The following is a 24,513-nucleotide window of genomic DNA, read 5'->3' as shown; positions in this document are numbered from 1 at the left end:
AGCGCTACTTTGGTCAATATAATTTTCGAATAATATTTATATTAATTTTAATAATCGTTCGATTTATTCCGAACTTTTACGGCAAGTTAAATTAATCAAAACATTGCTAGGCTACTAATACAAAAATCGCCCACACTCTTACAAGTATGGGCGATATAATTATTGTATAACGCTTTCAAAAGCCGATTTCAAATCACCAATGGATTCAGGAATATAATCTACAATAGATGTCATCAGAGCATACATCAAAGCTGGCTCAAAGGCATCATCAGCACACATATAGATACAGTCTAAATATAGACTGTTATCTTCATCTACATATAATTTATAGTTTTTATAAGTCGCATTTTCACGATTGATAAAAGCATTAATAGCTTGTAGATTTTGAGCATTCACCTTTTCAGGACCTACCACCAAACGGATAACACTATAAATACTATTGTCTAAAATAACGAACAATGGCATATCCCACAATGGAGATTTAATATACGAACGATACACTACAGTACCGTCTTCGTCATCGAAATCTTTACGTTCAAAGGCAATGATTTCTTCTTCCTTTAAAAACTTATCAAAAGATAACGCTTTTGGATTCATAATAACCTCTTAATTTTTGACCTGCTACTTCGAGGATTTCTTGACGCACTTCTACTAAATAAAGTTGAATGACTTCAAATATCAAAACAACCATTATTACGAAGATGTCAAATACTTAATCTTCTAAAAATACACAAGAATTATCTTTAAATTCTTTAATACGAACTAAAGACTCCACGCGGAAACCAGCGTTTTCCAAGCGTTCCCGACCTGGTTGGAATGATTTTTCGATAGCAATAGCCATACCCACTACTTCATCACCTGCATCTTTAACCAGTTTTGCAAGCCCCATAGCGGCTTCACCACTTGCTAAGAAGTCATCAATGATAAGAACTTTTTCCCCTGCTGGTAAGAATTTTTTAGAAATCGTAATGTCATAGTTTTCTTCTTTTGTGTAAGAATACACAACAGAATGATATACATCATCGACCATCAAAATTGATTTTTTCTTGCGTGCAAATACCAATGGTACATCAAGTTCAAGAGCAGCCATCAATGCCAAAGCAATCCCAGACGCTTCAATCGTCACGATACGTTGAATGCCTGCATCGCGATAGCGATTGGCAATTTCCTTGCCAATGGCTTTGAATAATTGTGGATCGATTTGATGGTTCAAAAAACTATCCACTTTCAACACACGATTGTTTAAGACAATCCCCTCTTCACGAATGCGCTGTTTTAATAATTCCATTTCGTTCTACCTCCGCATAACTATTATTAAATTTTATCCTATACTCCCCCTTAGGGTCAACTAAAAACACACTTTATCCTAAAAAAGCATAAAGTGTGTTATTGCTCTATATACTTATCATTAATAATACAAATTAGATACCGTAGTATATACATTATCGAAGCCAAATTCTTTCTCTAAATAGAAAGGTACACGACATATATCAATTTAATATTACAGGACTTTATCTCGTTTATCATCCTTATTCACCAATAAAGATGTAAAACGAGCAGCACCTTCTGATTGAGGGACGAGTCGTGATCTAACGAGAACGATATCACGCGTTGGTACAGGTATATCTGTGTCAATTCGTACAATAGAACCTTCTTGCATTTTTTCTTGCACCACATTACTTGGTAGCATAGCAATCCCCATGTTAATTTCCACCAAATCAAGCAATACATCGACACTGCTCAATTCAAAACGCGGTTTACTACAAGCACCATGAGTAACCTCATCAAAGAAAGTACGACTAGCTGTACCCTTTTGTAATAATAACATCGGTTCATTTAACAATCGTCCCTGATCATAGAAACCAGCACCTTTATATTCATGACCACCAACGAAAATATCTTGAATGCTCGCCAAAGTAGTTACCTCTAATTGCGGATTGTTACGCAAGCCTTCATAGTCATTAACTACGGCTAATTGCGCTTCTTTTTTAATGACTAAATCTACACAATCAGGAGATGGCTTATTGATAATCTGCAGTCCAATTTCACTTTCTTGTAGTTGCCATTTATGGAAATAAGGCAGCAAGAAGTGCCGGCACAATGTGTCTGTAGCAGCTAGATTTAAACTTTCATAAGCTTGATTCACTCGCTCTTGCAATTGGGTTATACCATTATCTAAAATAGAAAATGCTTTCGCTACAGTATCAAACAACTCCTTGCCCTCTGGGGTAAACGCTACGGATTTCGTAGTACGCACAAACAGAGGCATATTGAGTTCCCCTTCTAATTGTTTAATGCTTTGACTAATGGCAGATTGGGATACGCCCAATTCTTTTGCGGCACGAGAGAATGATAAATATAAACCTACCCCTAAAAATGCTCTATATAGATCTGCTGATACTGCCATTTTATCCTCCTCTGTTATATACTTATATTAGTAGTATAGTTCGAATTGTTATATGACTTTTGCTAATATAAATTGTATTGATGAAAGTTAATCCTATAACCTTCATGAAAACTTCACATCCATTAGCTTTTTTAATCTTTATATAAGTAAGATTATCTTTACTTATAAGTCTAGACCGACTATACTTATCTTGTCAACTCCAGCGACTAATTTATTATACATATTACAGGAGGATATATGGCTATCAATCGATTATTTGTCAGAAAACGCGATGCCTTCGCTCACGAAGCGAATCAGGTATTAACTACATTACAACAAGAACTCAACATCCCTGCTACAGCAGTGACTATTTATGAGCGTTATGATGTAGAAAATCTTAATTCTAACGCACTTGAAACATCCAAGCATTTAATCTTTTCCGAACCACCTGTAGATATTATTACAGATACATTAGAGATTCCAGCAGAGGCTTTCACCTTTGCCGTGGAATATGTACCTGGTCAATATGATCAACGTGCAGATAGTGCAGAACAGTGTATTTCCATGCTCACCCTCACAACAGGTCATACGGTACGCTGCGCTCGCGTATATGTATTAGAAGGGACTTTCACAGAAGAACAGAAACGGGCCATCAAATCCTATTACATTAATCCAGTTGATTCTCGTGAATCCAATCTCGATATGCCAAGCACATTGGCCCTAGATTTAGATGAGCCACAAGCCATTGCATCCATCGACAATTTTACATCCATGACGGATGAACAATTAACAAGCGTAATCAAAAATTATGGCCTCGCTATGACATTGGCGGACATCAAGCTCGTACAAGAGCAATATGCCAATGTGGAAAAACGCAATCCAACGATTACAGAAATTCGTTTATTCGATACATACTGGTCTGACCACTGTCGTCACACTACATTTACGACTGAATTAACAGATATCACCATCGAAGAAAACCGTTTCACCGCACCGATAATAGAAGCCCTCGAAGAATATACAGAAGGACGTAACCTCTTATATACAACTAAGGTAAAGGCTCGTTCCCTTATGGACATGGCTACTTTAGCAGTAAAAGAGTTGCGCCATGCAGGAGGATTACAAAACCTCGATGAATCTGAGGAAATCAATGCTTGTACCATTATCGTACCTGTCGATGTAGACGGTCAAGAAGAAGAATGGTTATTGTTGTTCAAAAACGAAACCCACAATCATCCTACAGAAATTGAACCATTCGGCGGTGCAGCCACATGCCTTGGCGGCTGTATCCGCGACCCATTGAGCGGTCGTTCCTATGTATATCAAGCGATGCGCATTACAGGCAGTGGTGATCCGCATACGCCATTAGCCGATACATTAGTTGGTAAATTACCACAAAAGAAAATTACTCAAGACGCAGCCCGCGGCTACTCCTCTTATGGCAACCAAATCGGTTTAGCTACCGGGGAAGTAAAAGAATACTACCATCCTGGTTATGTAGCTAAACGCATGGAAATTGGTGCTGTTATCGGCGCTGCGCCTCGTTCTGCTGTGCGCCGTGAAGTGCCTACCCCTGGTGACGTTATCGTGCTATTAGGCGGCAAAACAGGTCGTGACGGTTGCGGTGGTGCTACAGGTTCTTCTAAAGAACATACCGTAAATTCCCTCTCCTCTTGCGGTGCAGAAGTTCAAAAAGGCAACGCCCTTACAGAGCGCAAAATTCAGCGCCTATTCCGTCGTCCCGAAGTAACAACCCTTATCAAACGTTGTAACGACTTTGGCGCTGGTGGTGTGTCCGTTGCGATCGGCGAGTTAACCGATGGTGTAACCGTTAATCTCGATTTAATACCTAAAAAATACGCCGGCCTTAACGGTACAGAATTGGCTATTTCTGAGTCCCAAGAACGAATGGCTTGCGTCATCGCCTCGGAAGATGTAGAAACATTTGCGAAATTCTGTGATGAAGAAAATCTTGAATGTACTGTGGTCGCTGATGTAACGGATACAAATCGCCTTATTATGACTTGGCGCGGTGACACCATCGTAGATATTAGCCGTGATTTCTTAAATACTAATGGCGCTAGCCAACAACAAGAGGCAATAATAACAGCGCCTGCTGACACATCATATTTCCGTCGCGGATCTATTAGTGTAGATAATTTCAAAGACCAATGGATCAGCGCTGTGTCTACATTAAATACAGCCTCTCAACAAGGCCTTGCAGAACGTTTTGATAGTACTGTAGGTGCCAATATAGTTCTCATGCCATTTGGCGGAAAATACCAAAAAACACCGACACAAGGTATGGTGGCTAAATTACCAGTCCTTCACGGCGAAACAACCACAACGAGCATCATGACACATGGTTTCGTACCAGAATTATCGGCTTGGAGCCCATATCATGGAGCACAATACGCAGTGCTCTTGTCCGTAGCTAAATTAGTCGCTCTCGGTGGCTGCCGTAAAGATGCATATTTAACATTGCAAGAATATTTTGAACGATTAGGTTCCAAAGAGTCTTGGGGTAAACCAGTGGCAGCCCTGCTCGGAGCCTACAAAGCACAAAAAGAATTGGAAATCGGCGCCATTGGCGGCAAAGACTCTATGAGTGGCACCTTTATGGACCTCACAGTCCCTCCAACCCTCGTATCCTTTGCAGCGGTAACAGCGCCTATCAAAAATATTACGAGCCAAGATATTAAAGGAGCTGATCACCGTCTCGTATTCTTTGATGTACCTCGTACATATAACGACACACCTGATTGGGATAAATTCAAAGAAAACTGCGATTTATTGCAAGAACAAATCGAAAAAGGTCGCGTCTACTCTGCCTATGTAGTAGATGAAGGTGGTATTCCAGAAGCAGTAACAAAAATGGCCCTTGGCAACAATATAGGTGTAAAATTCGATACCTATGCAGAACGTGCTATTTTCCAACCTGCTCTCGGCGCCTTCATCGTGGAAGTAGATATTACAGCAGTGAATGCATTACTTGAACTACCAGATGTAAAAGTTATTGCCGTAACCCAAGAAAAGCCTGTTATCGAGTGGAATGGTCAAGAAGTATCCCTCAAAGAAGTGCAAGCAGCTTACGAAGCGCCATTAGCTGATATATTCCCATTACAAGCAACATCTGGTACTGGAGAAGCAGTAGCATATATTCACGATCAAAAATCAGCACCTCGTTCTAATCCATTCGGTGCAAAACCGAAAGTACTCATCCCTGTATTCCCTGGTACGAATTGCGAATTTGATTCAGCCCGTGCCTTTGAACGGGCTGGTGCAGAAGCGGATATCGTTGTTATTCGCAACCAAACGCCTGCACAATTGCAAGAATCTATCGATGTCATTCAACGAAAATTAAAAGAATCGCAAATACTCATGTTCCCAGGTGGCTTCAGCGGCGGTGATGAACCAGATGGGTCCGGTAAATTTATGGCTACCCTATTCCGCAATCCTGCTTTAACAGAAGGATTAGAAAACCTGTTATACAAACAAGACGGTCTAGTACTCGGTATTTGTAATGGTTTCCAAGCGTTAATCAAACTCGGTTTATTGCCTAGTGGCCATGTAGAAACATTGACAGCAGATCATCCAACATTAACATTCAACACAATCGGCCGTCATTTATCCCACATGGTACAAACTAAGGTGATTTCCACAAAATCCCCGTGGATGAGCGAAGCTAAAGCTGGCGAAATTTATACTGTGCCTATCTCCCATGGCGAAGGTCGATTCATCGCTAGTCCTCAGCAAGTATTGGAATTCAATAAATCCGGTCAAATTGCTACTCAATACGTAGATTTTGACGGTATTGCATCCATGGATGGTCGTTTTAATCCAAACCAATCTGTAGCTGCTATTGAAGGCATCTATAGTCCTGATGGTCGCGTATTTGGTAAAATGGCTCATTCCGAACGTTGTGGTCAAGGTATTAGCAAAAATATTCCTGGAAACTTAGAAATGCCTATCTTCACATCTGGTGTGAAATATTTCAAATAAGCTATAGTATAGCCTATTCTACCGAGTAGGCTATACTACTATATATACTATATATAGTATATATAAATTATCTATCAATTATATTTATGAAAGTTATCACTAAATTATAGCTTTCACAATCAGTTACATATTGCTTTTTATCGAAAAAATTAGTAATATTAAGTGTCAATATAATGTACTCATTATACATTCATGAGTAATACAATTCCTATTGTGAGTAAGAAAGGATTTAATTATGCATTGTGCTCAGAAAATGACCCATAACATCTACTGGATTGGCAGTAATGATTGGACAACTGAACGTTTTGAAAACCTATTCCCTATTCCAAATGGTGTTAGTTACAATAGTTATTTCATCGACGACGAGAAAACTTGCGTCGTAGATAGTGTAGATGCAGAAATTCGCGAAGAGTACTTCGATAACTTGACTCACCTATTAAACGGTCGCGATCTTGATTACATCATCGTAAACCACATGGAACCAGACCATTGCCAAACACTCTTAGAAACATTGGAACGTTACCCAAATTGTAAAATGGTTGGTAATGCTACAACATTCCGCATGTTTGAACAATTCTATCGCACGCCAAAACCTGACAACTACTATTTAGTAAAAGAAGGGGATGAAATTGTTCTTGGTAAACATACATTAGTATCCTATACTATGCCGATGGTTCACTGGCCAGAAGTAACTTGTACATACGAAAAATCCACAGGTACATTGTTCTCTGCTGACGCATTTGGTACCTTCGGAACTATCAACGGCGGCATCTTCGCTGACCAAACCGATTTTGTTCGCACTTATGAAGATGAAGCTCGTCGTTACTATACTAACATTGTTGGTAAATACGGCCCACAAGTACAAAATGCAATCCGCAAAGTATCAGGCCTCGATATCAAACGCATTGCTCCATTACATGGCCCAATCTGGCGTACACCTGAAACGATTCAATATATCTTACATAAATACTTGCACTGGTCCAGCTATACTGCAGAAGAAAAAGGCGTAGTTATCGCTTTTGGTTCCATGTATGGCAACACTCGTGACATTGCGCAACAATTGGCAAAACAGTTATCTAAACGCGGTGTAACAGATATTAAAATCTACGATGTATCTAAAACAAATGCTTCCTACATCATCGCTGATGCATGGAAATATACAAATCTTGTAACCATTGCACCAACATATAATTTAAACTTATACCTTACTATGGAAAACTTCATTCACGAATTAAAAGCCTTGAATTTCCAAAACCATAAGGTATCTATTATCGGTAACCATTCTTGGGCATCTGCAGCGATGAAAACTATGGTATCTCACTTTGAAAACGACTTTAAAGACATCGAAATCGTATCCGAACCTCTCGATATTAAATCTTCCCTCAAAGAAGAAGACCTACCATTAATCGAAAAAATGGCAGACGACATCAAAGCTTCTATGGATGCACAAGAAATCAAAGAAGTTATGTAATTACATAGCACTACATAGAAAAGCTCGCCTTTAGGCGAGCTTTTATTATATTTTCACAACCATAACCATTCTATAAAAAAATCATACAAAAACTATTTTTCATATTGACAGAAATGCCTCTATCTCGTATACTAATTAAGTACCTGTTACACAACAACAGAATACATGGAGAGGTGTCCGAGCGGCTGAAGGAGCATGATTGGAAATCATGTGTGCGGTTATCCCGTACCCAGGGTTCAAATCCCTGTCTCTCCGCCATAGTAAAAGAACTCCGTAGGAGTTCTTTTTTTGTATATATACAGCCTCTATAGATATATTATAATCAATCCCCCCCTTCCTATTCTCATCTATATAAATCTAAACTTTTAAGAAAAAATATCGGCTTATAGAAACATATTGCAATTAACAACTATAGAGTCAGTAATTTGAAACCACTATAGATGTAATCGTTATAGCACTATAGCATTAATAGTTCCCCAAAAACTATATACAACCAAAGAGGCTTACAGAGTAAAACGCATATGTTTTATTCTATAAGCCTCTTTAAATTACTCTCTTACCATGTGTTATGAATATATGTTGCCACATCGCCGATCACATCTGGATTAGTCCTGCAACATCCACCGATAATATTCGCCCCTACAGCACGCCATTTTGGTACATAATCAAGAAATCCCGATTGGCCACCAGACCATGTTTTTGTAATACCATCATAGACTTCTCCAAGATTGGGATATACGATAATTGGTTTTTCCGTAACAGAACGGATATCTTTGATTAAGGATTCAACATATTCTGGTGCTGTACAGTTAATACCAATACCCGTTACAGGGCGCACCTTATCAATCATTTCAGCACATTTAATAATAGTTTCACCACTAGAAATATGATGCTCATCCTTACAGGAGAAGGAAATCCAGCTCGGAATACCTCGAGTAGTAAACGGATCAGATAGTACGCGAGCTATTGCAATCGCTTCATCATAAGAAGGCACCGTTTCACAGGCCAATACATCCGGATTTTCTTCTGCAAACAAAGCCATACGAGGAAAATGGAATACTTCTAAATACTCTACTTGAACACCATAGTCACCGCGATATTCAGAACCATCAGCGAGGAATGCCCCATAAGGACCTACAGAAGCGGCTACGAGAGGTTTAGCCAACGCTCCTTCGGAGTAATACCGAATTCCATCTTCTGTTTCCTCTCCCAACGTAATTCCCCTCAATGTAAGCATACCACTTGCTTTTGCCTCAATAAATTCATTGCGCGCTTGTACTGCAAGGCGTACAGACATCTTAACGAGCTCTAAGGCCTCTTCCGTACCATACCCATGCGCCTTGAAACCAGCTACTGTTGCTTGATAACCGGAGCTTTCAATAATATCTGCACCAGCTGCTAAATAAGAAATATGCACTTTTTTAATCATTTCAGGGCTGTCAATGAGCACCTTAGACGACCATAAAGGGTCATTAATATCGCAGCCTTGGCGTTCTAACTCAGTACCAAATGCCCCATCTAATACTAGACCATCTCGTTCTTGTAAAATATCTAAAAAAGCCGTTCTTTTAGTCATATACATCTCCATTCTATGACGCTATCCCGTAGCAGCCATTACACCCTCACCATACTCTGCTCTAACCTAAGAATATATAGCCATATATGCTATCATACGTATCTTACAGGAGACACAATATTAGTCCTCACTCCAAAAGAGTAAGGACTAATCCACTATTGCTAAATTATATCATCTAATTACTGCTCAACTGGTGGTTCTTTACCGAACCATTTTTTATAAATTTCCCTATATTTACCATTTTCTTTAATCTTAGCTAAACCGCTGTTGATTTTATCTAGTAATTCAGTATTACCTTTTTTCACAGCAATTCCCAAAGGTGCTGCATCGTAATCTTCGCCTACTACCTTAGCAATACCACGACCTTTATTGGCTACATAGAACTCATTAACCGGTGTATCGTTGATAACTACATCAACACCACGATTTTGCAATTCTAGGAATGCATCAATAATCAAATTAAATTGGCGAACATCAGCATTCGGGATCTTCCCTGCAATTTCAGCACCAGTAGATCCAATAGAAACACCAATGCGTTTTCCCTCTAAATCCTTAAAACTCGTAATGTTTGTATTATCAGTATTGACTACTAAACCACTACCAGCAATGTAATAAGGATTACTAAAATCTACAGATTTAGCACGCTCTTCAGAAATGGTCATATCAGAGATAGCAATATCTAGTGTATTACTTTGTAATGCTGGTAATAGGGCATCAAAATTAAGATTTTGGATGTCTACCTCTGCTCCTTCTTCTTTCGCAATAGCAGTAATAATATCGATATCAAAACCATCTAATTTGCCAGTATTCTTTTCTTTAAAACCAAATGGTGCATATGTCGCATCTGTACCTACGCGCCAGACCTTATCATTATTTGTTGTGTTACTGCCACAGCCAGCGATAAATAGACTCGTAATCAATGTGAAAGTGCCGGCAACGGCAGTAATGCGTTTTAAATTCATGTATACCTCATATCTATTTTATGAGCAGTCAGAGCCTACTATACCTAAAATAGTTCTTATATAAATTACTAAATACTTATTATCTATATCATACTAGGCATATTTAATACAATAATTGCTCATATGATACTTCTTCTATAGTTATAATAACAAACTACGACTCATAAGGTCAATAATTCCGACTATATAAATAGGTTTTAAATCTATATAACTTTTAACTATAACGAAAGAGAACTCCTACCGATTACCACAATCTGTAGAAGTTCTCTTTTTTCATTTATTCCGATACCTTATCCGCAAACTAACCATTACTGACTAAGCAATACAAAGGATTTGCACCATAATAATAAACACTATAGTATTGTGCCATCACTTTGCTTTTTCTATAACTATGCTTTTTCTTCATATAGCTTCATACTTTTAATTTCTTCTTCTTCAGCACGCGCTCTCAAAGAAAGATCTTTATCAGTACCTACATAGCGGCCATAAAAGAAATAGTATGCCCCTAGTGCTACAAGAGCCACTACAGCAGTAAGTTGAAACATGGATGAGTAACCAACCACCTCTTTTACACCACCGAGAATATATGGCCCAAATCCAAGGCCCATATCAAGGGCGATGAAGTATGTGGATGTAGCTATACCGATGCGGTGTACAGGTACAATTTTAACAGTAACTGCTTGCCCATTCGACATAAATGTACCATAACCAAGGCCAACAAATACCGCAGATAGCAATACCACCCATGTAGAATGAGCTACTGATAAAAGCAAAATTCCCAATGCTAAAGATAGGAAACAAGGATATAATACAAAATTTTCCCCTTTCATATCGAACACAATACCTAATAATGGTCTTGTTACAGTAATCACTACGGCATAAACAACGAAGAAGAATGTACCGGCCATGATAAGATCAAGATCGCGCGTATAGGCTGCCATAAAGCCAATAACTCCAGAGTAGGCAAAGCCAACTAAAACGGATACAAGGCTTATGGAATTCATACGAGGTTCGAGGTAATCGGAAATACGGATACCTTTATGTGCTTCAGACTCTATTTTCAATTCTGGTTCTTTAAACTTCATACTCATAGCGCCAATAATACAGAGAATAACGAGGGCTACACAAAAAGCGATAATAAAATCATAACCCATTGTATGAAGCATCAAAATACCCAAGAACGGTCCTACTGCAGCGGCTAATGATGTAGACAATCCATAATAATTAATTCCTTCTCCACGACGAGACATCGGTATAATAGCGGCAATAATTGTGCTAGTAGCGGTTGATGTAATACCGTAAGCAAAGCCGTTTAAGAAACGAACACTATCTAGAATGGCAAGGTTTGGTGTATAGAAATATAATACTGTCGATACTAGATAAATGATGAGTCCCATATAAAGCATCTTACGACACCCTAGATTACTAATAAATCGCCCTGTTAATAGCCTTGCTACGACAGTACCGATAATATAAATACCAACGGCAAGACCTGCTTGACTAGCAGTAGCATGTAATGTGTCTTTTGCTACAACTGCAATAATAACAATTAATAAGTAATAAATTAAAAATACTAAAAAATTAATTAAAGTATCAAGGACAAATGCTTTCGTCCATAAGGCGTCTTTTACTTGGCTCATAATTATATCACTCCATTTTCTTGTCTATTGTTAACCATCAATTTACAACGATAAATTATAAACCTCTGACAGCAAAAATCAAGTGTTATTTTTGTAAATTTAGTTATAAATTATTTTAATAAATATCCAAATAAATAAAGTATTATGATAATTTTTAGTATTTTAAAGCTCATCTATTTTAATTATCAATACTAAATCAGTTATGTTTTATCATATATAATTTAATATTCTGCAATGCAAATCTATATCAATTGCCAAGCCACATAATCGAAAACACTACTCCTCCTGATACTTATAAACAGAAAACCCAGCATCCACAATGATACTGGGTTTTACTACTTCAACTATTCTATTGTAAAAAACTTGTCAATCATTCCCCATACACATCTAAACCAGATTGTACAAAGAACTGCCGATAAGCATCTACTTTTTTAGCAAGGCTCAACGGATACGCCCTTGATGTAGATGGTAATCTAGTTAACGTTAATTCACGACCTTCAAAAACATAAGGAATGGTTTCCCCCGATTTCGGCAACTTGACTTTTTTCGGCAATAAACTAAGCAACACTTCTGTAGCTTTACCACCAGTTGTGGCAATATGCTTACAATGTGGAATTTGTGCCAATACCTCAGCCAACGGTACAGGCTCTACTACCTTCAAAAATGCATCGGATGCATTCCCCTTTTCTCGAATTGCTTTCAACACGGTTGGACATGATGCAATACCACGTTCTGCTAAAAAAGCCTTAATCTTATCAGAGTCAAAAGCCTTTTCATCACCTTTTCTAAAATAATCCTTATCATGAAAAAACACCAACCCATAAACGCGCCACATATCATTTTGAAAGTTTGGATAATGAAACTCCATGGCACGTTTTTCAGATGTAGGCGGGAATGTACCCATTAGCATCACAGTTGTATTAGAGGGCAAAAATGGTGGAAACGGTCTCGTTTCCACCACTTCATTAGGCCCGATTGTAATTAGTTCATCATATTTCATATCGAACACTCCTTACATCGTCGTATTATAGATCAAATTATAAGACCTTTTCAACCATTCATTAAATACATAGTATCGAAATTACTTGCATCGTGTACCTAATCAAACAGCAATCTATATCAATTAGCATAACTTACTGATTAATCGGTTGTGTCATAATAGCGTTTACCGCATCAAAACCAGTTGGTACAGGAGATACCAAATAAAGACATACTACAGCAGCTATGGCCAATCCGATAGCCAAATAGGAGAAAGAACCACGACGGTCAAATTCGTAAAGTCCAAACATACGCATCCCTAGCGCTGCACCAATAGCAGTAATAAAGGACGGAATGGAGAACATTTTGTACACGCCAAAGACCACCATTAATCCTGCATAACCTCCAACGACAGTAATCATCGGTAACATACGATCCATCGGGCTATGATAATCACGAGTCAAACCTGCTGGATAATTGGAGCTTTCAACACCAAACAGACCTAATAAAACATTCATATCTACCCAGATAAATTCCCAAATACCTTTAAAAGCATTGCGATGACGGCCAGCATACCAAGCAAATGCAGTAATTGCTAAAATAGCGAGGCCAACGAGACCAAAATAGTATTCACTAGGAATCCGAGGTCCTGCATAGGCACCAATAGATGTTACAATAGCACTCAGCACGGATAAAACCACAACGCGATGCAGCGCAGGACGTTGTTTCTCGGGGATCCGTTTATACACGGTAGCCATCAATTCCAATACAAAACAAGCCATAAAGAATGCAATTCCTGCAGGGGGCATTACAATAGTTATAAGCACAGTGAAAATCAACGGAATTGCCATTTTCCAGCCTGGAAATAATACGAGTTCCTTATAGTTCAATCGTACATCTTGTGTTTCAGCAGTAAAATTGTTGTACACCACAAATAATAACATAAACGCTACCACATCAAGAGGCGTAGCGCCCCAAATCAACAAAGTAGGTACGATAATCATGGATAGAGCCACACCCGATATACGAGATAAACCGGCAGCCACAATACCGAGCAATAAAAATGGAGCCAATAATTCAAAAAAAGTTAGCATAGTAAACCTCCCATCATCATATAGTATTAAGTATATAGTAATTATGTATAAAATACTACATAATCCCGAAAGTTCTATTCTAATTTTTAACCATATCGCTCTTATCAATACATCCTCGCCAAGAACGATAGCGCAATGAGTCAATTTATTGTTTTTTTAATCTGCTACGCACGGCTGATGTAGAGCATTCCATTGTTTTGGCTATTGCTGCAACAGAAAAACCTTCATTACGCAATCGTTTTATCTCTCCCGCATCAATGGCTAAGGTCTTTCCTCGCATAGGAATGCCTGACTCACGTAAGTAGAGCGCTATAGTATTCGATTGTAATCCATAGGCAAGACCAATATCTTTCGTACTCAACTGGTGACAAGTATAGAGATACACCATTTCCTCAATAGGTTGCATCCGTCTCTTTTGACCGCGGATGCTAACCCCCATATGTCGTAAAATATGAAGAACTTTCCATCTTGTAATGCCCATCATCTGTGCAATAGCAGTAGTAGTATTGCCACTTTCATAAGCCTTTTTAATACGGTCTGGATCTATAGGCTTAGTAATAGACGGCGCAGTACAATAAATGCCATATTCTCTGAGTCGATTCGTTATTGTAGATGGGGATACACTAAATTGCTTCGATAGCTTATCAATACTGGTCCTCCCCTCTCCATACAAAGATACAAGGGTACGACGATTGATTTCTTTTTTAACAGCTCTACGTTCAATACCGTATTCTTCCATACGCCGCACAATAGTATCTACGCTACAAGCAAAATAATCCGCCACATCTCGTAATGTCCACTGCTCCACTACATACAATTGTTGCAATAATTCTTTAGGAATATTCCGTACACTACGATACATAAAATCACCGTCCTTTCATATTTATTATGAAAGCTTCGTCCATAAAAAATCAATAAAAAAGGGGTTCCTAATAGTCACCCCTGTGACTATTAGGAACCCCTGTAACTGTAATTCACCTCAGTGAATACAAATACTATTATCACTTTAAACACGATACCATTATTAACGCGACTTCATTTGTAAAGCTTTAGGCTTATCTAATATAATCGACCAACGCATCCCTTCTTTTACAGATATAGGCTGGCGTTGTCTATGTTGTTTCTTCTCTACCTTTGTAACATGATTCTCTTCTGACTGTGCCAATTCTAGTTTTTGAAGGGCTGCTGCACTTTCCCGATTGTACGCAGCTAATCGTTCTTCCAAAGTTGTCTCTGTAGATTGCTGCGTCTTTTTCTTCTTAGGTTCTATAACCTCTGATGTATGATATGCATCTATAGGTTCAGAATTATCTATGGTAGCAGTTTCATCTAGTACATTGTGCACAGCTCCACATTCAGCGTTATCGATTGTATCAACTTCATCTTTTTTATCGATTTTAATTCCATAGGCACGCTCCATGTCTTCCCATGTCATGCCACCCGTACTAGTTGCTTCAGAAGTATCCTTCTGTTGCTCTTCTTCAGCAGATTTATTGGATTTTAAAATATTACTAAGTACAAAAAAAATAATAACGAGCACAACTATAGGTTCACCGCTGATGGTAGATAGGACTGTGGATACAATATCACCCATAACCCCTCCTATTCACCATCTGCTAAATTTTCACGCATTTTGGTATCCGCTAAGACATTATTCATATTATAGTAATCCATAACACCTAAATTTCCATCCCGCAAGGCTTGAGCCAATGCTTTTGGTACTTCTGCTTGAGCTTCTACAACTTTTGCTTGCATATCTTGTGTTTTAGCACGCATTTCCTGCTCTGTAGCAACAGCCATAGCACGACGTTCTTCGGCGCGAGCTTGGGCGATTTTTTTATCCGCTTCTGCTTGATCTGTTTGTAATTGAGCACCAATATTACGCCCTACATCAACATCTGCAATATCGATGGACAAGATTTCAAAAGCAGTACCAGCATCAAGCCCTTTACCCAATACAGTACGAGAAATGTGATCTGGATTTTCCAACACATCTGTATGTTCTTCACTGGAACCAACTGTAGTTACAATACCTTCACCAACACGAGCAATGATTGTAGCTTCACCAGCACCACCAACGAGGCGGTCGATGTTAGCGCGTACAGTGACACGAGCACGTACTTTCAATTCAATACCATTTTTCGCAACCGCAGAAATGATAGGTGTTTCAATCACCTTAGGATTAACAGACATTTGAACCGCTTCCAACACATCGCGACCTGCAAGATCGATAGCCGCAGAACGTTCAAAAGTCAACGGAATAGATGCACGCTCTGCGGCGATTAATGCATCTACAACGCGGTCAACGTCGCCACCAGCAAGGTAATGGGCTTCTAATTGATTAACCCCTACATCGAGGCCCGCTTTATTAGCTTTAATCAAAGGCATAACAATTTGAGATGGGTTTACACGGCGCAAACGCATACCAACGAGGGTAAAAATCCCTACATTAACTCCTGCTGCCAACGCAGATACCCAAAGGCCCAGTGGCACCACATACAAGAAAATCATAACCCCTACCAATAAGACAGGTAACAATATAATAATTCCTAAATCCATAATCTCCTCCTGTTAAAATTCACATAGATACTAGCTTTATTATACTTAAAATTGTTGGCGCACAATATTTCGGCTGCCTATGACACGAACGACTACGATAGTAGCACCAGCATCAATAAAATCACCTTCTGTTACAACATCTATTAGCATATCATCGATGCGTGCAATACCAGCTGGTCTTAGTGGCGTATGAGCCACTCCAATCTTACCCTGTAAATCGCTTTGTACATCATTCGATACATACCCTTGTTTCGTTGTAGACCGTTGTCCGAGGGTAAATAATTTACCAATCCAAGTCTTGGAAAAATGATTAAAAAAGGTAACTAATAATAGTAGTAACACAATGGTGCTCCCTAGAACAGCATATGTTGCTATATCTCCACCACCAAGTCCAGTAAACACACCCCACATAAATAAGCAGTAACCAATAAGTCCTACAATACCACCTGGAATCACTAATTCTACAGCCATCAATAGAATGCCAATGACAAGCCAGAAAATAGAATCCATATGTACCTCCTCCCTTATTATATTGCATTATATTTTATACAATATATTATACAATAGACATTTGTTTTTTACTAGTGACCATATTGCCTTTAAAAAAACGCGTAGCCCGAAAGCTACGCGTTCTATAATCTCATACAATATTGATATACCTATGCTATCTTTCAATAGAATTATAAAATATACGGAATAACTATCCATTTATAATTCTATGCAGGAGATGCTTATATTTCTGTTTTTTTCAATTGATCATTACCAATACCTGTTTTTTGCAAAACAAGAAGTACAATACTCATCACCATACCCACTACAGTGGCAAGGCCCATACCTTTCAACACAACAGGCCCAATAACAAGTTCTGCGCCACTCAATCCGACTACTAAGATAACAGAGGTAAGAATCATATTAACAGGATTTGTATAATCAACCTTACGTTCAACGAGCATACGTAAGCCAGAGGCGGCAATGATACCGAATAAGAGAATAGATACACCACCCATAACAGGTACTGGGATAGCGTGAATGAGGGCTGCCACCTTGCCGACAAAAGATACAATCATGGCGAGTACTGCAGCACCACCGATAACCCACACACTAAAACAACGAGTGATTGCCAATACACCAATATTTTCACCATATGTGGTATTTGGTGTAGCGCCGAAGAAACCAGACAATACATTAGCCAAACCATCGCCCAATAAGGATCGTTGCAAACCTGGCTCTTTCATCAAATCTTTGCCCACAATATTGCTAGTTACCACTAAATGACCTACATGTTCAGCAAACACAACAAACAAAGCAGGCATAATCATAATAATAGCATTAATATCAAAAATAGGCATACCATAGAATTGTGGCAATGAGAACCATGGTGCAGACTCTACGCCAGAAAAATCAACTACGCCCATAATAGCTGATAATATATAGCCGGCTACGACACCGATAAGAACAGGAATAACCGCTAAGAAACCACGGAATACAACAGTACCGAGTAATGTAACAACTAAGGAAAACATAGAGATAATGATAGCTTGATGATGTGACATGCCAAGATTTTGGTCACCAATAAGCCCGGACATGCTCATCGCCACAGGAGCGAGTTCCAAGCCGATAATCGCAACAATAGCGCCCATCGCAGCAGGTGGAAATAATTTATCAATCCAACCGATACCAATATATTTCACTAGAATCGATAACAACACAAAGGATAAACCAAACACAACGAAGGCCCCCTTTGCCGCTTCATAGCCAAGGCCTGCAGATAATACAGCACCTACAGGAGCGATGAAAGCAAAGCTAGAACCAAGGTATGCAGGGATTTTACCTTTACATACCAAAAGGTATAACAGTGTACCGATACCATTCATAAATAAAGCCGTAGCAGGATCTACTTTCAACAAATACGGTACTAATACAGTGGAACCAAACATAGCAAATAAGTGTTGAAAACTAAGCGGTAACATTTGCCCCCATGATGGACGCTCTTGAATATCAATATAATCTTTCATTTTATCCCTCCCATATACGTCATAGTAAATAAAATCACTACAGCACAATGTACCTTATCATTCGAGAACGATGAACACACCATTCACGCCAAGAATACACCATAAGTATAATACACCCATACTATGATGGCGTTACACGTTTCGATGGTGGTGGCACAAAACGACCAGGCATTTTCGGTTCCACCTGCCGTTCTGGTTTAAAACGACTTTGTGTTTCTTCTCGAAGTGATGGCAATAGTTCTTTTGTACCAATGTTTTTTACACCTTCTACACTACGACGTGCAATATTTGCCAAAATGCCGATAGCCATATAATTCATCAATAGTGATGAACCACCATAACTGATAAATGGCAACGGTACCCCCGTAACAGGCAACATTCCACATACCATAGCGATATTAAAAAATGCTTGCCCACTAATCAAAACGGTAATACCGATAGCCAACCATTTACCGAATTCATCACGCGCCTTGTTAGCAATGCGGAATCCAAAATAAGTAAACATAGCTATGAAAAATATTACTGCTAACGCACCGACAAGCCCCATTTCTTGAGCCCATACGGCAAATGCAAAATCAGTATGTGCCTCTGGAAGATAAAAATATTTCGACGTACCATTAAGGAATCCTTGACCCAATAAACCTCCTGAACCGACCGCCAAGAGACCTTGTACTGTTTGATACCCAGAATCACGAGCTTGCGACCAAGGATCAAGCCAAGACATAACGCGAGCCCACCTATAATCTTCAGATTTAGCTAGAATGAATCCACCTACCCCAGCAATGATAAGACTAGCAGAGAAAAACACTTTATCAAATCCCGCTAGAAATATGAGCAAATATGAAAAACCTACCGTCAAAACCGCTGTGCCCATATCAGGTTGCTTCATAATAAGTACTGCAAAAATGGTGGGCCATACTAACGTGGTAAACATGTATTTACCACGTTCCTTAAAATATCCTTTCAGCACATCTGCCATAGTGGCCCCGCGAATAGGCTCTAACAAGGATTTAAATTTAGGATTCTTCCACGGTTTTTCTGCAATTTTAGCAGCCGTCCAAATGATAGCGGCTAATTTAGCAAACTCAGAAGGCTGTACAGAAAAAGCCCCCACTGGAATCCACCGCCGTGCACCATTGACAACGCTACCAACCAAAAGAACTAGCACTAAGCTGGCTAATGTTGCTATCATAATACGTTGCAATATATGGCGTTTCTGCAATTTCCGATAATCAAATCGATACAACAGCCCGCCTACAAAGACCGATAATCCCAAGAACAATAAATGTTTTGGAAAATAGCCTAACAATCCCGCATCATTAGTAATAGAATCCACATAAGTAGCACTAAAAATATTAAAACTACCAATAATAGAAATGATAAACACTGGCAAGAGCATGCCTTGCAAATCATTTTTGAACACCTGCCGGCGCGCCCCCTTTTCTTCCATTTTAGGCCTCCTTAGTAGGTTTTACCGCTTCTAATCGGAAAATTGGTTGACCTTTGGCACTAAACTTCTCTTCATATTCTGTTTTTACATTTGGCAAATCCGTACTATGTAAATCATAAGTTACATTTTTCAGCTCCCAACCGCAATTTTGGAATTCTTCGAGGGAAAACATAAACAAACCTTCATTGTCAGTTTTGAAATGCACCTCTCCACCATCTTTCAAAAGACGCGCATAACGATCGAGGAATGTGTGATATGTTAAACGGCGTTTTGCATGTTTTGCCTTAGGCCAAGGATCGCAGAAATTGATATAAAATCTGTCTACCTCGCCAGGTGCTACAATATCCTCAATGCCAGCAATATCGAATAGGGATACCTTCGCATTATCTCTCTCCCCTTCAAAAATCTTTTGTGCCGCATAATAAATAACACCGATTTGTACTTCAAAGCCAACGAAGTTGGCATCTGGATATTTCTCGGACATACCTGCAATGAAACGGCCCTTACCAGTACCTAATTCCATATAGAGAGGCCGTTCAGGATGCGCAAATGCTTCTCGCCATTTTCCCTTATAATCCTCTTGACCGGATAAAATAATATGTGAATCATATTCGTGGATGGCTTCATCAATCCACGGCTTTCTACGAAGACGCATCATAACTCCTTATCTTTCTTTTATAAAAGTTTTAATTTTAGCTTTTATCTATCCTTATTATTATAGAAAAACGAAAAAGGTAGGTCAATAACAAAAGCTCATGCACTCTAGATGCATGAGCCTTCTTGTTAATTGTTGAGCATATTTTCCAAATATTTAATTTGTTGTGGATTAAGACCAAGTTCTGCAAGGCTCTTCTTAGAAGAATCAAATACAACATTGGTATTACCTGACCGCGTCCCCACTGCCGCCGCTTCTACTAGTTGTTTATCTAATTTATCAAGACGAGAATGATTGCGGTTTCGTGGTTTTGGTTTTTTAATACGGAATGTATTATATTTCACCACTTCTTGGGAATCATCACTCTTACCGGTTGTCACCACTGCACTACTATTGCCATCGCTAAACAATCTACTGAGACCAATACGTTTAGGAATAAATTTATCATAGTCAACACCAAATTCAGGACGTTCTTCGCGCAATTGCTCAAATGTAGCTAGGGCTGCTTTCATTTGCTTTAACCCTGCTGCAGCATACAATTGACGAATAGCAATGCTAATTTCTGTAGGCGTTAATGTGCCTCTTTCAATAGCAGATGCGATGGTCTCACGCAACGCCTCTTGATCACCAGCAGCAGTAAAACGACCAATATCAACCAAATCCTTTTGACGATCGTTAAGCTCCTTTGGCACATAGGCATTTAACTCTGAAATAGATGGTGTATTTTTCGTAATCGGCTCCTTTACATCATATGCGGCCAACACATAACTACCGCTTAGAACTGCAATGCCTAATACTACAGACACAATTCGTTTCACTATTTCTAATCTCCCTTAAACAGACTATAACTCACATCATACAATATTACTTTTTAGTGTACTGTTATCTATTATATAATAATTGTTCTAAATTTTATAGTATAGCTTCTGAAAGAATCACCAAGAACAGAGCATCAATGTGCCCATCAATGCTCTACTCTTTGAATATTAGATATGAATTGGGTTTGCCACCATACAACTACCATCCCTCGGGGATTATATATTAACAATAGTATCTCTCAACATTATTGATATAGTATGGAATTTCCTAGGGAAATTATTTCACCATAGCCACTGCATCAGCTACGATTTGTTCTACAGACGTGCCGTTTTGTTTCAACAATTCAGCAGGGTTGTAACGATCGTGGAATTCTTTTGCAATACCATAGTTTTTCACTTTCATATGAGAAGGGCCATAGAAGCTTGCAATGCGTTCACCCCAACCACCTTCGATAACACCATCTTCTAATGTAAACACAACAGAGTGATTAGCTTTCAAACCTTCAAGCAATTCTTTGTCAATACCAGATGCGAATACACCGTTCACCACGGTTGCTTCGATGCCTTGTTTAGCCAATTCATCAGCTACTTCGTTAGCCATATGATAAAAATTACCTAAGCCAAGTAATGCAATTTTAGAACCTTCACGAGTTATTTTAGATTTATTTATTTCGCTGTAATCAGTGGTATCTTCAAGACCTGTAGAGATGAATGGGCCTACTGGCACACGGATAGCGATTGGATGTTCATTTTGATGAACTGCATAATGAGTCATAGCTATCAATTCTTCGTAGTTCGTTGGTGCCAAATACACAAGGTTTGGTATATTAGTTAACATTGGAATATCAAAGAAGCCCAAATGGGTTACATCATTCAAACCGTATACGGATGCATAATGGTTCAAAATAACCGCGCTATTGTTATTCACGCACAAATCTTGTACCAGCTGATCGTATGTCCGTTGCAAGAATGTACTGAATACACTAAATACAGGTTTACCCCCGTTTTTAGCGATACCAGAAGCCATAGCCACCGCATGTTCTTCTGCAATGCCAACATCAATGTATTGACGACCAGCTTCTTTGCGCCACTCTTCCATCATAGCAAAACCGCTTGGTGTACCAGCGTTGATAGCTACAACTGTAGGGTCTGCTTTGATTTGTTCCATCAAATAATCGGCCAATTTCCCTGCATAACTAGGACCATTATTTTCTACTTTTAGTTTGCCAGTCGCTAAATCAAAAGGCATAGACCAATGAAATTGTTCTTTGTTTTCTTCTGCGATTTTATAGCCTTTACCTTTTTGTGTAACAATGTGTAATACAATTGGATGCTCAATATCTTTTACTTCTTTAAATACATTGATTAATGTTTCTAAATCATTGCCGTCTGCAACAAATCTATAATCCAATCCCATCGCTTTGAAGATATTGTTAGGGCTTTCGCCATTCGTTTCTCGCAACTGACGAAGACCTGTATACAAGCCACCATGATTTTCAGCAATAGATTGATCATTGTCATTTACGATAGCAATAAAATTGCTATTCAATGTAGCCACATAGTCAAAGCCTTCAAACGCTTCACCACCGGATAAAGAGCCATCACCAATAATAGCGATGATATTTTCTGTATCCCCTTTCAAATCTCGACCAGTAGCAAGGCCTGATGCTAAGGAAATAGATGTAGATGTATGGCCGATATTAAAGAAATCATGTTCACTTTCACTAGGATCAGTATAACCAGTGACATCATCATAATGATCATGATCAAGGAATGCTAATGCACGACCGGTAAGCATTTTGTGAACATAAGATTGGTGAGATACGTCATATACAATTTTATCTACTGGCGAATTGAATACATAATGAAGGGCTACAATCATCTCTGCAACGCCCATTGGTGGTCCAAAATGTCCGCCGTGTTCAGACACCTTTGTCATCAACGCTTGACGAGCTTGTGTTGTCAAATCTTGTAATTCTTCTAAGGAAAGATTTTTAATATCCGCAGGGGATGTAACATCAATTAATTTCATAATAACTCCTTTGATATATTAATTCTCATTGAACTCTATACATAAGCATGTTATACTTTTCTTACTTCAAGTATGTTTATATTCTATAACTTAAAGTTAGATTTAAGTCAATGGTTTTAATTCAACTTTTTCCTATAGTAAAATATTATTAAAACTCATATCTATATCATATGTATCTAGTTACTATATACACCAAGTACACGAAACCTAGGCCTAACACCTCGTATATAGTGATAATGCATATATAACCTCACAAACTAATAACACATAAATTACCCACATATACTAATAACACATTTATAAAGGAGATACTATGGTATATACAGTAGGCGAAATCGCCAAGAAAATGAATGTAGCAGCCTCTACAATTCGCTATTATGACAAAGAAGGGCTACTCCCCTTTGTGGAACGCTCTGAAGGGGGCATTCGTATGTTCCGCGATGAAGACATGGAATGGCTACTTATTATTGACTGCCTCAAAAATACAGGTATGCCTATCAAAGAAATCAAGCACTTCATCGACTGTTGTGTAGAAGGCGATAGTCGTATTGACGATAGATTGCATATTATCCGCAACCAACGAGACCGAGTAATTAAAGAAATCGAAAACCTCAAAAAGCGTTTAGAAATGCTTAATTTCAAAACATGGTATTACGAAGAAGCCCAACGTCGTGGCACAGCACTCTTCTACAAAACAGTAACACCAGAAGAAGTCCCAAAAAAATATCACTCTTATTTTGAAAAAAAATGGAAAGAAGATACAAAAGCTGCTAAAACAGGTACGAAACCAAAGCAATTTAGGGTTATAGGACAAAAAGTGTGTGTGACTAATCCCAATAAGTTGGAAAATTTGTAGACATATGTAGCTCATTCCA

Annotated in this window: 20 protein-coding genes and 1 tRNA gene; 4 read left to right on the top strand and 17 right to left on the bottom strand. The window is 38.7% G+C overall.

Annotation, left to right across the window (positions count from 1 at the left end):
• Positions 1–159: 159 nt before the first annotated feature.
• From EO120_RS05570 to EO120_RS05560, 3 genes are all read right to left on the bottom strand, one after another.
• Positions 160–597, bottom strand: coding sequence for a hypothetical protein (locus tag EO120_RS05570; RefSeq protein ID WP_127134493.1), 438 nt, complete (start codon positions 595–597; stop codon positions 160–162).
• A gap of 115 nt (positions 598–712) precedes the next feature.
• Positions 713–1,288 (bottom strand): xanthine phosphoribosyltransferase, encoded by a 576-nt coding sequence (locus EO120_RS05565; RefSeq protein WP_127134492.1) that lies wholly within the window; start codon positions 1,286–1,288, stop codon positions 713–715.
• 213 nt (positions 1,289–1,501) lie between these two features.
• A complete protein-coding gene (locus EO120_RS05560; protein WP_127134491.1) occupies positions 1,502–2,407 on the bottom strand; it encodes a LysR family transcriptional regulator in 906 nt (301 codons plus the stop codon).
• A gap of 237 nt (positions 2,408–2,644) precedes the next feature.
• Here EO120_RS05560 and EO120_RS05555 point away from each other — a divergent pair, with 237 nt between their 5' ends.
• From EO120_RS05555 to EO120_RS05545, 3 genes are all read left to right on the top strand, one after another.
• Positions 2,645–6,388 (top strand): phosphoribosylformylglycinamidine synthase, encoded by a 3,744-nt coding sequence (locus EO120_RS05555; RefSeq protein WP_127134490.1) that lies wholly within the window; start codon positions 2,645–2,647, stop codon positions 6,386–6,388.
• Positions 6,389–6,623: 235 nt separating this feature from the next.
• Positions 6,624–7,859, top strand: a complete 1,236-nt coding sequence (locus tag EO120_RS05550) for an FprA family A-type flavoprotein (protein ID WP_127134489.1) — start codon at positions 6,624–6,626, stop codon at positions 7,857–7,859.
• A 167-nt stretch (positions 7,860–8,026) separates the two neighbouring features.
• Positions 8,027–8,117 (top strand) — tRNA-Ser (locus EO120_RS05545).
• 298 nt (positions 8,118–8,415) lie between these two features.
• Here the strand turns inward: EO120_RS05545 and mmuM are convergent.
• From mmuM to EO120_RS05475, 14 genes are all read right to left on the bottom strand, one after another.
• Positions 8,416–9,435 carry a homocysteine S-methyltransferase gene (mmuM, locus tag EO120_RS05540; protein ID WP_127134488.1) on the bottom strand — a complete coding sequence of 340 codons (1,020 nt, stop codon included), beginning with the start codon at positions 9,433–9,435 and terminating at the stop codon, positions 8,416–8,418.
• Positions 9,436–9,614: 179 nt separating this feature from the next.
• On the bottom strand, positions 9,615–10,397 hold the full coding sequence (locus EO120_RS05535; protein ID WP_127134487.1) for a basic amino acid ABC transporter substrate-binding protein: 783 nt from the start codon (positions 10,395–10,397) through the stop codon (positions 9,615–9,617).
• A gap of 389 nt (positions 10,398–10,786) precedes the next feature.
• Entirely contained in the window at positions 10,787–12,037 is a 1,251-nt protein-coding gene (locus EO120_RS05530; RefSeq protein WP_127134486.1) for an MFS transporter, read from the bottom strand.
• A 370-nt stretch (positions 12,038–12,407) separates the two neighbouring features.
• Positions 12,408–13,037, bottom strand: coding sequence for a DNA glycosylase (locus EO120_RS05525; RefSeq protein ID WP_127134485.1), 630 nt, complete (start codon positions 13,035–13,037; stop codon positions 12,408–12,410).
• A gap of 133 nt (positions 13,038–13,170) precedes the next feature.
• A complete protein-coding gene (locus tag EO120_RS05520) occupies positions 13,171–14,109 on the bottom strand; it encodes a hypothetical protein (RefSeq protein ID WP_127134484.1) in 939 nt (312 codons plus the stop codon).
• Positions 14,110–14,254: 145 nt separating this feature from the next.
• Positions 14,255–14,971, bottom strand: a complete 717-nt coding sequence (locus EO120_RS05515) for a sortase (RefSeq protein WP_127134483.1) — start codon at positions 14,969–14,971, stop codon at positions 14,255–14,257.
• Positions 14,972–15,133: 162 nt separating this feature from the next.
• A complete protein-coding gene (locus tag EO120_RS05510; RefSeq protein WP_127134482.1) occupies positions 15,134–15,703 on the bottom strand; it encodes a hypothetical protein in 570 nt (189 codons plus the stop codon).
• Positions 15,704–15,711: 8 nt separating this feature from the next.
• Complete coding sequence (gene floA / locus EO120_RS05505; RefSeq protein WP_127134481.1) at positions 15,712–16,668, bottom strand: flotillin-like protein FloA; 957 nt, start codon at positions 16,666–16,668, stop codon at positions 15,712–15,714.
• A gap of 45 nt (positions 16,669–16,713) precedes the next feature.
• Positions 16,714–17,178, bottom strand: a complete 465-nt coding sequence (locus tag EO120_RS05500) for an NfeD family protein (protein ID WP_127134480.1) — start codon at positions 17,176–17,178, stop codon at positions 16,714–16,716.
• 221 nt (positions 17,179–17,399) lie between these two features.
• Positions 17,400–18,683, bottom strand: a complete 1,284-nt coding sequence (gene uraA, locus EO120_RS05495) for a uracil permease (RefSeq protein WP_127134479.1) — start codon at positions 18,681–18,683, stop codon at positions 17,400–17,402.
• Between the two features lie 121 nt (positions 18,684–18,804).
• A complete protein-coding gene (locus EO120_RS05490) occupies positions 18,805–20,133 on the bottom strand; it encodes an FtsW/RodA/SpoVE family cell cycle protein (protein WP_127134478.1) in 1,329 nt (442 codons plus the stop codon).
• A gap of 1 nt (position 20,134) precedes the next feature.
• A complete protein-coding gene (gene trmB, locus EO120_RS05485; RefSeq protein ID WP_127134477.1) occupies positions 20,135–20,788 on the bottom strand; it encodes a tRNA (guanosine(46)-N7)-methyltransferase TrmB in 654 nt (217 codons plus the stop codon).
• Between the two features lie 128 nt (positions 20,789–20,916).
• Positions 20,917–21,606 carry a carboxymuconolactone decarboxylase family protein gene (locus tag EO120_RS05480; RefSeq protein ID WP_127134476.1) on the bottom strand — a complete coding sequence of 230 codons (690 nt, stop codon included), beginning with the start codon at positions 21,604–21,606 and terminating at the stop codon, positions 20,917–20,919.
• A gap of 277 nt (positions 21,607–21,883) precedes the next feature.
• Entirely contained in the window at positions 21,884–23,638 is a 1,755-nt protein-coding gene (locus tag EO120_RS05475; RefSeq protein ID WP_127134475.1) for a 1-deoxy-D-xylulose-5-phosphate synthase, read from the bottom strand.
• 313 nt (positions 23,639–23,951) lie between these two features.
• On the opposite strand from EO120_RS05475, the gene EO120_RS05470 reads away from it, so the two are divergent.
• Positions 23,952–24,494 carry a MerR family transcriptional regulator gene (locus EO120_RS05470; protein WP_127134474.1) on the top strand — a complete coding sequence of 181 codons (543 nt, stop codon included), beginning with the start codon at positions 23,952–23,954 and terminating at the stop codon, positions 24,492–24,494.
• Positions 24,495–24,513: the final 19 nt, after the last annotated feature.

This window comes from Veillonella caviae (genome assembly GCF_003992125.1).
Lineage (GTDB): Bacteria > Bacillota > Negativicutes > Veillonellales > Veillonellaceae > Veillonella > Veillonella caviae.
This window is presented reverse-complemented; position numbering and strand designations above follow the sequence as displayed.